We start from the raw sequence: 11,247 nt of genomic DNA, 5'->3' as shown, positions 1-11,247 counted from the left end.
CTCGAGCGCCCCCCCCCCCGGACACACGAAGGGCGCCTCATGAGCGCCCTTTGCGTCGCCGGCGGCCGGCCCGGCCACGATTGTGTTCGAGGTCTCCGTTCGTGCCTCAGTTGCCGTGATACAGATCGTTGTTCAGACGGTCGCGCTCACCGGACTTGATCGAGCGTTCCAGATCTTGATACACCTGCGCATGGGACATCCTTAGCGGCGCCCCCGCGGCGCTATTGCTCATGGGCGTGCCGCCCACGTCCTGCGAAGCCGACGGCGTGCCCTGTGACGGATCGGACGACGTATCGGCAAGTGCGAGTCCTGCGAAGAAGGCGGCCGAGCAGGCCACCGCGATGCGTACTGTGTTCAGCGTGCTCATATCATCGCTCCGGGAGGAAAAGCAGCGCATGCACCCCACCCGCCATGCGCGGCGCGGACGAAGCCAGCTGTCTTGCCCGCAGGCTGAAGAGCGGACATCGCGCTGGGCAACGCGCACTGGATCGTAGGCCCATGGTGCTGCCCGACAGCAGGCCGCACCATGGACGCAAGCTGAAGAAATCGTCAAGGCCGCCCGCACGAGGGCACTGTTGCGTAAGAAGAACGCAAGAAAAGCGTGCCGTATGCGGCGCGGCGCATTTCAGTACAATCCCCGCTTGATTTTGGTTGGCGCGCGTGTGGGCGCAGCCCGCCGCGATTCGATCCCGGACGCCGCGCCGCCAACCAGACACGCCCCTCAAACGCACCCCCAAACGCCGCACCCCACGCCCCCGCACGCCCATGCCTTTGCCCCTTCTTGCCCTCGCCGTCGCCGCGTTTGGTATCGGTACCACCGAGTTCGTCATCATGGGGCTCTTGCCCGATGTCGCGCGCGACCTGAGCGTGTCGATTCCGGCTGCGGGCATGCTCGTCTCGGCCTATGCGCTGGGCGTGACGATCGGCGCGCCCATCGTCGCCATCGCCATCGCGAACGTGCCGCGCAAGGCGGCGCTCATGCGCCTGATCGGCATCTTCATCGTCGGCAATCTGCTGTGCGCGCTCGCGCCCAACTACGCGATCCTGATGGCCGCGCGCATCGTCACCGCGTTCTGCCACGGCGCGTTCTTCGGCATCGGCTCGGTGGTGGCCGCGGGGCTCGTTGCGCCCAACCGGCGCGCCCAGGCCATCGCGCTCATGTTCACCGGCCTCACGCTTGCAAACGTTCTGGGCGTGCCGCTCGGCACGGCGCTCGGCCAGCTCGCGGGCTGGCGCACGACCTTCTGGGCCGTGACTGGCATCGGGGTGCTCGCGGCGGCGGCGCTGCAAGTCTGCTTGCCGAAGCATATCGAGATGCCCAAAGCGAGCCTCGTGCACGAATTCAGCGTGCTCAGGAACCCGCAGGTGCTGATGGTGCTCGGCATGAGCGTGCTGGCCTCGGCCAGCCTCTTCTCGGTGTTCACCTACATCACGCCGATCCTCGAAGACATCACAGGCTTCTCGCCGCACGACGTCACCTTCGTGCTGCTCGTGTTCGGCCTCGGCCTCACGGTGGGCAGCACGCTCGGCGGCCGGCTCGCCGACTGGAAGCTCATGCGCTCGCTGCTCTCGTTGATTGCGATGATTGGCGTGGTGCTCGCCGTGTTCGCGTTCACCATGCACGATGCGCTCGCCGCGGTCGCGACCATCTTCGTGTGGGGCGTGCTCGCCTTCGCCATCGTGCCGCCGCTGCAAATGCTCATCGTGAATCGCGCAAGCGATGCGCCGAACCTCGCTTCCACGCTCAACCAGGGCGCCTTCAATCTCGGCAACGCGGGCGGCGCGTGGCTCGGCGGCGCGGCGATCAGCGCGGGCGCGCCGCTTACCGCGCTGCCCTGGGTGGGCATCCTCATGGCGTTCGCGGCGCTGGGGCTCACGTTGATCTCGGCGCAGCTCGACCGGCGCGCGCGCCGCCGCACGGCAGTGGCCGGGCCGACGTCCTGCGCGTGATGCGTGTGATGCGCGTGACGCGATTACGCGCGAAATAGCGCACCGGCGCCCGCCAACACACCCGCACACCCACGCTCCCACGCAACGCTCAACGCGCCGACGCCACGCCCGTAGTAGCATCCCGGCCGATGAAAACCGTCCTCACCCGCGACTTCCTCGCACTGATCCTCAGCGTGGCCGTGGTCGGCCTCGGCTCCGGCGCGACCCTGCCGCTCACCGCCCTCGCCCTCACCGACGCCGGCTACGGCACCGCCATCGTCGGCCTGCTCACCGCCGCGCAAGCATTCGGCGGGCTCCTCGTCGTGCCGGCCACCGCATGGATCTCCACACGCTTCGGCTCGCGCCAGGTGATCGTGGGCTCGGTGCTCGCCGTCGCCATCGCCACCGTGCTCATGCAGTTCTGCTCGAACCTGTGGCTCTGGGCGCTCCTGCGCATGGCCTGCGGCGCGGCGCTGATGCTGCTCTTCACCATTGGCGAGGCATGGGTCAACGAACTCGCCGACGACACCAACCGCGGCCGCGTGGTCGCCATCTACGCGACCACCTTCACGCTGTTCCAGATGTCGGGTCCGGTGCTCGTGAGCCAGATCGCGGGATTCACGGCGTGGCGCTTCGCGATCTGCGGCGCGATCTTCCTCATCGCGCTGCCGACGCTCGCCGCGATCCGCACGAACGCACAAACCACGGACCTGCACGAGCCGCACGGCAGCTGGCGCCATGTGCTGCCGAAGATGCCCGCGCTCATCGTCGCCACGGGTTTCTTCGCGCTCTTCGACACGCTCGCGCTCGCGCTCTCGCTGTTGCCGCTCTTCGCGATGGGCCACGGCATCGACAGCGAAACGGCGGTGCTGTTTGCCTCGGTGGTCCTGCTCGGCGACACCACCATGCAGTTCCCGATCGGCTGGCTCGCCGACCGGCTCGGCCGTGAACGCGTGCACGCGCTCATGGGTGTGCTCGTGGCGGTGCTGTTGCCGCTGCTGCCATTGGCCATCGCGACGCCATGGCTGCGCTGGCCCCTGCTCTTCGTGCTGGGCGCGGCGGCAGGATCGATCTACACGCTCGCCATCGTGGCGTGCGGCGAGCGCTTCGAGGGCGTGGCGCTCGTTTCGACAAGCGCGCTCGTGAGCGCTTCGTGGAGCGCGGCGAGCTTCGGCGGCCCGATCGTCACCGGCGCGCTGATGGAGCGCGCGGGCCACGACACCATGCTATGGGTGCTGCTCGCATGTGCGCTGATGTTTCTTGGGACGCTGCGCTGGGAGCGTGCGCGGGGGATTGGCGGTGTGAGGGCTTGAAGCGAGGCTCCGGCTTCTCGCTCGTGTCGCTGTTTGACTGGCGACAACGCCAGCCCAACTCTTCACGCGATGATGCAGGCGCGCGATGCTCGACACATAAAATAAAAAGGGCGTCACCGAAGTGACGCCCTTGCAGCAGGAAGTCGGGGGTCCGCTTACCCGGGGGCAGCAGCCGACGCTGATCCCGACTTTTCGCGAGTCATGTTACGGAAAACAGGACACCCAGTCAATGGAGCTCGCCGATGACACCCTGGCCGCCATCACCCTGATGTTGTCCGGCGAACGACTCGGGACGTTCCTGACGCTAGCGGGCTCTCCACGCCCGGCCATAGCACTTCATCAGCAAACGCTCCAGGTCGCCGGAACGCTCATGTGCGTGACGGCAGTCGTCGAAATCGCATTGCGCAATACCATCTGTGACCATCTCACCCACCATTTCGGCACCGCTGACTGGCTGCGCGACCCACCTGCGCCATTCGGATGGCGCGCTCAGGAAAAAACCCGGATTGGCGAAGCGCTTGCCAGCGCGCAGCGCGCTGCATACACCAAGATGGATACCGCACAGAAACGCGCGATCGACGACAGGTTATTCCGCAATGGCGTGCCAGCGGGACTCACGCATGAGCGGCACGCGAAAATTCGACAGCAGTCTCTCGCAGTGCCCAATGGCCAGGTGATCGCCCAACTGACGCTGTATTTCTGGAAACGGCTTTTCTCGATCGAATATGAATCATCGCTCTGGCGCACCGTGCTCAAGCGAGTCTTTCCCGATAAAACGCTGCGGCGAGCGGACGTTGCAATCCAGTTGGAACGAATCTACCAAACCCGCAACCGGATCGCTCATCACGAACCTGTGTACGGTCATCGCCTGCACGATACGCTCGAGGCCATTGACTTCATCATCACGCGGCTCGGGCAACATACACCGTGCCACGCAACGCCGCTCGCGCAATTGCTGGCCGGCGAATGGCAGACACTTTCCGCGCAGGCCAAAGGGCTTCGCACGAGCATCGATGCCATGTCGCAGGCTTCATCAACTCTGCCAACTGAACCCCGGGCGCTTGCCGCAACGGTTGTTGCGGATCAGCTATAGCGCTTCGCCAGCGAGTATTCAGGTGCCCAATGGATAACGGCCGATACGCCTTTCGAGCGCATCGGCCGCCTTGCGAATAACGACGGACTGCCGCCGCCGTATCGGTCCGCTTACTTCGACGCAGGCACAATCTTGCCGACACACGCGCCGAAGCCCACGCGATAACCTTCGCCCTGGCACCAGCCCGCGAGCGTGAGTTCATCGCCGTCTTCGATAAAGCCGCGCGTGCCGCCGCCCTTCAATTCGAGCGGATTCTTCGCGTTCCACGTGAGTTCGAGCAGGCTGCCGAACGAATCGGGCGTCGGGCCCGAGATCGTGCCCGATCCCATCAGATCGCCCACGCGCGTATTGCAGCCGGCCACCGTGTGATGCGCGAGCTGTTGCGCCATCGACCAGTACATGTGGCGGAAATTCGTGCTCGAGATCGTGGTGGCCTCGCTCGCGCCTTCGGGGCGCAGCAGCACTTCCAGCGCAATATCGAACGCATGATTGCCCGCATGGCGCAGATATTCGAGCGGCTGCGGCTCCTGCACCGGCTGCTCGACGCGAAACGGCTCCAGGGCGTCGAGCGTCACGATCCAAGGCGAAATCGTGGTGGCGAAGGTCTTCGCATTGAACGGCCCGAGCGGCACGTATTCCCATTGCTGGATATCGCGCGCGCTCCAGTCGTTGAGCAGCACCATGCCGAAGATGTGCGCCTCGGCGTCCTCGCACGCGATCGGCTCGCCGAGCGCATTGCCGCGCCCGATGATAAAGCCCGTCTCCAGCTCGATGTCGAGCTTGCGGCACGCGCCGAACACCGGACGATCCTGATCGGGCAGCTTTAGCTGGCCGTTGGGGCGGCGCACCGGCGTGCCGCTCACGACCACCGACGAAGCGCGCCCGTTATAGCCGATCGGCATCTCGGACCAGTTCGGCAGCAGCGCATTCTTCGGATCGCGAAACATCGAGCCCACGTTCGTCGCGTGCTCTTTCGACGAATAGAAGTCCGTATAACCGGGAATCTCCACGGGCAGATGCAGTTTCGCATCAGCGAGCTTCACGAGCGCGCGTTGACGCAATGCCGCGTCGTCGCGCAGCGTAGCAGTATCGCGGGCGAGCAGCGACGAAAGCTGCACGCGCACGCTGCGCCACGTATCGCGGCCGAGCGCGATGAAGTCGTTCAGCGCGGGACGCGCGAAGACGTTGTGTGTCGCCGTGGGCAAACGCAGTAACCCGGCTTCGTGCAGCACCGCCAGATCGACGACCGAGTCGCCGATCGCCACGCCCACCCGCGCGGTCGTGTGGCCCGCCGTGCTGAACACGCCGAACGGCAGGTTCTGGATCGGGAAATCGCAGGCGGCGTCGTTCGCGCTCTCGATCCAGCTCTTGCGCTGCGGATCGAGCGTTGCGTGCAGATCGGCAGGCATGGGGTTGCTGGGGTTGCTGGGGTTGCTGGGGTTGCTGGGGTTGCTGGGGTTGCTGGGGTTGCTGGGGTTGCTGGGGTTGCTGGGGTTGCTGGGGTTGCTGGGGTTGCTGGGATTGCTCATGGCTTCTCCGGATTGAAGTGTTTTTTGAGGCCTTGCCAGCACTCGTAGTAATGCGCTTGCAGTTGCGCCGTTTCGAGCGCGTAGCGCGTCGGGCGGATCAGCGTGCGGGTCTCGAACATGAACGCCATCGTGTCGCCCACCTTGTGAGGCTTCGACGTATCGGCGCTCGAGGCCTTCTCGAAGGTCTCGGCATCGGGGCCATGCCCCGACATGCAGTTGTGCAGGCTCGCGCCGCCCGGCACGAAGCCTTCGGCCTTCGCGTCGTACACGCCGTGCACGAGGCCCATGAACTCGCTCGCGACGTTGCGGTGGTACCAGGGCGGACGGAAGGTGTTCTCCGCCGCGAGCCAGCGCGGCGGGAAGATCACGAAGTCGATCGAGTCGACGCCCGGGGTATCGGTCGGCGCATGCAGCACAAGGAAGATCGACGGATCCGGGTGGTCGTAGCTGATCGAGCCGATGGTGTTGTAGCGGCGCAGATCGTACTTGTACGGCGCGTAGTTGCCATGCCACGCGACCACGTCGAGCGGCGAATGGCCGATGTCGGCGCGCCAGAGCTCGCCGTTGAGCTTCGCGACAAGCTCGAACTGCCCTTCGCGGTCTTCATAGGCCGCGCACGGCGTGAGGAAATCGCGCGGATTCGCGAGGCCATTCGAGCCGATCACGCCCAGATCGGGCAGACGCAAGAGCGCGCCGAAGTTTTCGCAGATATAGCCGCGCGCTTCGCCGTCGGGCAGCTCGACCGTAAAGCGCACGCCGCGCGGAATCACCGCGATCTCGAACGGCTCGAGCTCGAGCTTGCCCATCTCGGTCGCAATCGCGAGACGCCCTTGCTGCGGAACGATCAAGAGCTCGCCGTCGGTGTTGTAGAAGAAGCGGTCGACCATCGGGCGGTTCGCCGCGTACAGATGGATCGCGCAGCCGCTCATCGAGGCCGCCGAGCCGTTGCCCGCCATCGTCACCCAGCCGTCGATGAAGTCGGTCGGCTCGGTGGGCATCGGCAGCGGGTCCCAGCGCAACTGGTTGGGCGGCGTGGGCGGCACGTCGCCGAAATCGGCGACGAGGCGCGGCGCGCGACTCTGGCCACCATCGATGCCAGCGACGCCAGCGCGCGCGGCCAGCAGCGTGAACGGCTGGTGCACCGCGCCCGGCCGGATGCGATAGAACCACGTGCGGCGGTTGTGCGAGCGCGGCGCGGTGAAAGCCGTGCCCGACAACTGCTCGGCATAGAGCCCGTAGGCGCAGCGCTGGGGCGAGTTCTGCCCGTCGGGCAAGGCGCCGGGCAGCGCCTCGGTGGCGAATTCATTGCCAAAGCCGCTCATATAGCGCCCAACCGCCGCGCTTTTTCCACTTTCTCCGCTTTTTCCTGCTTCCGCCTGGGTTACGTCCCGCAAGGGTGCGTTCATCACTGTCTCTCCACGTTCTGCCGCGCCACCGGCGCCCGGACGGGCGCCATCGGGCCGGCACGAAATCCGGTTCCACGGGCAAGGCGCGTCGGCTCCTCCAACGGATTCCATCGCGCGATTTACGAATAGTAAAATGGATTATGATTAGTGAAATTATAGGTAAACCCTGGTACGCCCCGGCGCACGGCGCAAATGCGGCTCCGGGTGGATATGGTTATCACTAATCGGTGCATGCCGGAGCGCCCTGGGCTGCTACCATCAAGCCATGCGGCCCCCGTAGCCGCGACAACCAAACTGGCGCGAGCCGTATGCCCGCGCATTTCTCGTTACGCCTGTCGCCACTCCCTCATTCATCGCGTCATGATCGCTCCAACCATTCCCGAGCTCGTCACTCGCGCCGCCGACCATCCGTTTCTCGGCGAGCATCTGACGTTGGGCACCGGCACGCATCATGCCGAGGCCGTCGCGCGCCGCAATGGCGTGGAGCTCTTGAGCGCCTATGAACCGATCTACGACATCAGCGTGCACGGTGGCGCGCAGTCGCTCACGGCGGATCTCTCGCTGGCCTCGCGCTTCGGCGACGAACTCGGCTTTCAGGCGGTGACGCTGCGCGAGCAGGACGGCAAGGCCGAGCTCTTCGACCCGTTCGCCGATACGCTCGATGATCCCGAACTCGTCGCGCTCGACCGCTGCGTACGTGCGCTACACACGATCAACTTTCTGGGCTCGCAACAGCACGGGCTGCTTTTTCTGCGCGTGCACGAGCGGCTGCTCAAGAGCGTGAGATACGACCACGGGCGGCACTTCTCGAATGTGCTGGTCTCGTTCGGGCTGAACCCCGGGCGCGTGGTGATCGAATTACCGGCGGCGGCGGTCGCGCACCGGACCTTCGTCGGCTATCTGACGCAGAGCTACCAGCGCCATGGATTCAAGGTGGCGGGCAATCTGCCCAACGCGGGACAGATTCTTTCCGTATCCGATATGGCGCGGCTCGACTTCCTGAAGATGGACGCGAGCGCGGCCCTGCGCGATTCGATGGTGAAGCCGCTGGTGAGCTACGCGGCGCGGCTGCGCATTCCGCTGATCTTCAACCGCGTGGTGGACGCGCCGCAGTTCGAGCAGTTGCAGCAGTACGACGTGCGCTTCGTGCAAGGGCCCGTGTTCGCCACGCAGCCCAGCGCGGCTTAGCGCTGTTGTTGTGCTGCGCGGTTGTGCTGTAACGCGGCGCAATGAGGGAGTGGGCCGGTGAGCGTGGCGCCCAGATGTGCGAAAGCCGCGCACGCTCCAGAGTTGGCTACATGCGCGGCTGCAAGCGCGACTCACGCCGTGACTACAGGCTGACGGGTTCCTGCTCCAGCTCCACACCAAAGCGCGCGAGCACGTCACGGCGGATCGCCTGGGCCAGTTCGAGGATATCGCTGCCGGTAGCGCCACCGCGATTCACGAGCACCAGCGCCTGCCGCTCGTGCACAGCCGCCGCGCGCAGCGTGCGCCCTTTCCAGCCGCATTGGTCGATCAGCCAGCCGGCGGCGAGCTTCACGCGGCCATCGGCCTGCGGGTACGAAACGATGCGCGGTTCGCGCACGACGAGCGAATCGAACTGCGGCGCGTCGATCACCGGATTCTTGAAAAAACTACCCGCATTGCCAAGCACGAGCGGATCGGGCAGCTTCGCGCGACGAACCGCGACCACGGCGTCGAATACGTCGCGTGCGCACTGTGCCTCCGGCAACCCGCGTTGCGCAAGCTCGCGCGCGAGGTCGGCGTAACCGGCATTGGGCCGCCACGCCTTCGGCAACCGGAAGGTCACCGAGGTAATCACGAAACGATCGCGCCCTTCGCGCTTGAAGAAGCTATCGCGATAGCCAAAGCGGCAATCGGCGGCATCGAACGCGTGCGGCGTGCCCGATTCGAGCTCGATCGCACGCACGCTCGCGCAGCGCTCGGCCATCTCCAGCCCGTAGGCGCCGATGTTCTGAATGGGCGCCGCGCCCACCGTGCCCGGGATCAGCGCGAGATTTTCGAGCCCCGGCATGCCCGCTTCGAGCGTCCATGCCACGAAGTTGTGCCAGTTCTCGCCGGCGCCGGCTTCCACGTACCAGGCGTCATCGTCCTCGCGCGTCACGCGCTTGCCCGCCAGCGCGACGAGCAGCACGAGCCCGTCGAAGTCGCGTGTGAGCACGACGTTGCTGCCGCCGCCCAGCACCAGCGTGCGCAGGCCCTGGGCACGCGGGTCCCGCACGGCGGCCATCAGTTCCGCCTCGTTCTCGATACGGCAGGCGAGGCGCGCGCGCACGTCGAAACCGAAGCTGTTGTGCGCACGCAGCGGATAGCCGGCAGCGAACCACACCGGGGACGGATCGGCGGAGGTGGCGGAAACGGGCATCGAGGATGGATGTGACACGAAAAGGCCGAAGACGGGAACGAGAACGGGAAAACCGGCGCTGACAACCAAAAACGCAAACTGGAAACGCGGACGCAGCCAAAACGTGTGCAAAGCGCAGGCACGCTGGCTGCGAAGCCACCGGCACGCAGCGCCGCGCGGCCTTGGGCAAACACGGCGGCGCCGGTAAAATGGCGTCGGTCCGTGATTATAGCGAGTACAAGGCACCGCACCGGAAAACCCGGCTGCGGCGGCGAGCGCACGATTCGTGCTGCCCGTGAGCAAATGCCTGCGCCACTCGCACTTTTGGGAGAAAGCAATGCCATCGTTTGACGTCGTCAGCGAAGCGAACATGATCGAAGTAAAGAACGCCGTCGAGCAATCCAACAAGGAGATCTCCACGCGCTTCGACTTCAAGGGCTCGGATTCGCGCGTCGAGCAAAAGGAACGCGAACTGACTGCGTTCGCCGACGACGATTTCAAGCTCGGCCAGGTGAAGGACGTGCTGGTGTCGAAAATGGCCAAGCGCAACGTGGACGTGCGCTTCCTCGACTACGGCAAGATCGAGAAGATCGGCGGCGACAAGGTCAAGCAGGTCATCACCGTGAAGAAGGGCGTCTCGGGCGACCTCGCCAAGAAGATCGTCAGGCTCGTCAAGGACAGCAAGATCAAGGTTCAGGCAAGCATCCAGGGCGACGCCGTGCGCGTCACGGGCGCCAAGCGCGACGATCTGCAAAGCGTGATCGCCCTGCTGCGCAAGGACGTGACCGATACGCCGCTCGACTTCAACAACTTCCGCGACTGATTCGCCGGGCCCTTTGGCGGCCCGTGCCGGAATCACCCGCAAAGCGAGGCGCGCACCGCCGCCTCGGCCATGGCGCCCCGCTCTTGCTGCGTTAGTCGTCCGTCGCGACGAGCGGCATCAGTGCCTCGCCCGTCTCCAGCAGCGTCTTTAGATTCGACAGGATGCGCGGCCAGCCGCCCGACACCGCCTCGATGAACTTCGAGCCAGGACGCTCCATGCAGTGCGTGACCGTGAGCTTCACGGCGTACTCCACCTGCTCGATCTGCAACGTGCACACGGAATCGCCCTCGGCGTACAGTTCCGGGCGAAACATGTTGCGCCAGCAGATCACGAGGCGATGCGGCGCGCCCGACTCGACGATCTCGCCCGAATCGGCCACGCGGCCATCGGCAAAACGTAGCGACCACGACGAGCCCGCCCGCCAGTCGCACTCGTGATGCATGCCGAACCAGTAGCGCTCCGTGTATGCGCGGCTGGTGAGCGCTTCCCATAGCGCTTGCGGCGTGGTGCGGATGAACGTGACGTAGACGAACGTCGATTCACCCGTCGCGCCACTCGGGCCACTCGGGCCACCTGCGCCGGCCGCGCGACCTTCACTGCTGCTCATAGCTGCCTCCTTCTCCTTCGAGTGAGCGTTTGAGCTCGACGAGCACGCCCACGCGGACGTTCGAATTTGCCGATCCTGCGCGCGGCGATTTCGCCAATCGGTACTGAAACGGCGGTGTCGTTCATGGCTTTAATTGTGCAACCTTTCAGTTTCATATCAAGATGAAAAAATGGGGCGGCACA

10 protein-coding genes are annotated in these 11,247 nt (G+C 65.4%); 5 read left to right on the top strand and 5 right to left on the bottom strand.

The genetic code is table 11. From position 1 onward, the window contains the following. Positions 1 to 106: 106 nt before the first annotated feature. Positions 107 to 367, bottom strand: a complete 261-nt coding sequence (locus tag L5014_RS20175) for a hypothetical protein (RefSeq protein ID WP_238465513.1) — start codon at positions 365 to 367, stop codon at positions 107 to 109. A gap of 398 nt (positions 368 to 765) precedes the next feature. On the opposite strand from L5014_RS20175, the gene L5014_RS20170 reads away from it, so the two are divergent. From L5014_RS20170 to L5014_RS20160, 3 genes are all read left to right on the top strand, one after another. Beyond that, positions 766 to 1,950 (top strand): MFS transporter, encoded by a 1,185-nt coding sequence (locus tag L5014_RS20170; RefSeq protein ID WP_238465512.1) that lies wholly within the window; start codon positions 766 to 768, stop codon positions 1,948 to 1,950. A gap of 128 nt (positions 1,951 to 2,078) precedes the next feature. Then, a complete protein-coding gene (locus L5014_RS20165) occupies positions 2,079 to 3,242 on the top strand; it encodes an MFS transporter (protein WP_238465511.1) in 1,164 nt (387 codons plus the stop codon). Positions 3,243 to 3,471: 229 nt separating this feature from the next. Further along, positions 3,472 to 4,335: a hypothetical protein gene (locus L5014_RS20160; RefSeq protein WP_238465510.1), complete on the top strand. Its 864-nt coding sequence runs from the start codon at positions 3,472 to 3,474 to the stop codon at positions 4,333 to 4,335. Positions 4,336 to 4,445: 110 nt separating this feature from the next. Here L5014_RS20160 and fahA read toward each other — a convergent pair whose 3' ends face one another. Together fahA and hmgA are read right to left on the bottom strand one after the other, a co-directional pair. Next, positions 4,446 to 5,744, bottom strand: a complete 1,299-nt coding sequence (fahA, locus tag L5014_RS20155) for a fumarylacetoacetase (protein ID WP_238465574.1) — start codon at positions 5,742 to 5,744, stop codon at positions 4,446 to 4,448. 116 nt (positions 5,745 to 5,860) lie between these two features. After that, positions 5,861 to 7,186, bottom strand: a complete 1,326-nt coding sequence (hmgA, locus tag L5014_RS20150; protein WP_238465573.1) for a homogentisate 1,2-dioxygenase — start codon at positions 7,184 to 7,186, stop codon at positions 5,861 to 5,863. A gap of 444 nt (positions 7,187 to 7,630) precedes the next feature. On the opposite strand from hmgA, the gene L5014_RS20145 reads away from it, so the two are divergent. Then, positions 7,631 to 8,458, top strand: a complete 828-nt coding sequence (locus L5014_RS20145) for an EAL domain-containing protein (RefSeq protein WP_238465509.1) — start codon at positions 7,631 to 7,633, stop codon at positions 8,456 to 8,458. A gap of 142 nt (positions 8,459 to 8,600) precedes the next feature. On the opposite strand, the gene murB is transcribed toward L5014_RS20145, so the two are convergent. After that, positions 8,601 to 9,656, bottom strand: a complete 1,056-nt coding sequence (murB, locus tag L5014_RS20140) for a UDP-N-acetylmuramate dehydrogenase (RefSeq protein ID WP_238465572.1) — start codon at positions 9,654 to 9,656, stop codon at positions 8,601 to 8,603. A gap of 316 nt (positions 9,657 to 9,972) precedes the next feature. On the opposite strand from murB, the gene L5014_RS20135 reads away from it, so the two are divergent. Next, positions 9,973 to 10,458, top strand: coding sequence for a YajQ family cyclic di-GMP-binding protein (locus L5014_RS20135; RefSeq protein WP_133198698.1), 486 nt, complete (start codon positions 9,973 to 9,975; stop codon positions 10,456 to 10,458). A gap of 91 nt (positions 10,459 to 10,549) precedes the next feature. On the opposite strand, the gene L5014_RS20130 is transcribed toward L5014_RS20135, so the two are convergent. Next, positions 10,550 to 11,065 carry an SRPBCC family protein gene (locus L5014_RS20130; protein WP_238465508.1) on the bottom strand — a complete coding sequence of 172 codons (516 nt, stop codon included), beginning with the start codon at positions 11,063 to 11,065 and terminating at the stop codon, positions 10,550 to 10,552. Positions 11,066 to 11,247 lie beyond the last annotated feature (182 nt).

Source organism: Paraburkholderia tagetis (assembly GCF_022213065.1).
In the GTDB taxonomy this organism is placed as follows: domain Bacteria; phylum Pseudomonadota; class Gammaproteobacteria; order Burkholderiales; family Burkholderiaceae; genus Paraburkholderia; species Paraburkholderia tagetis.
Note: the sequence above shows the minus strand (reverse complement) of the source record. Positions and strands in the feature narration are given on the sequence as shown.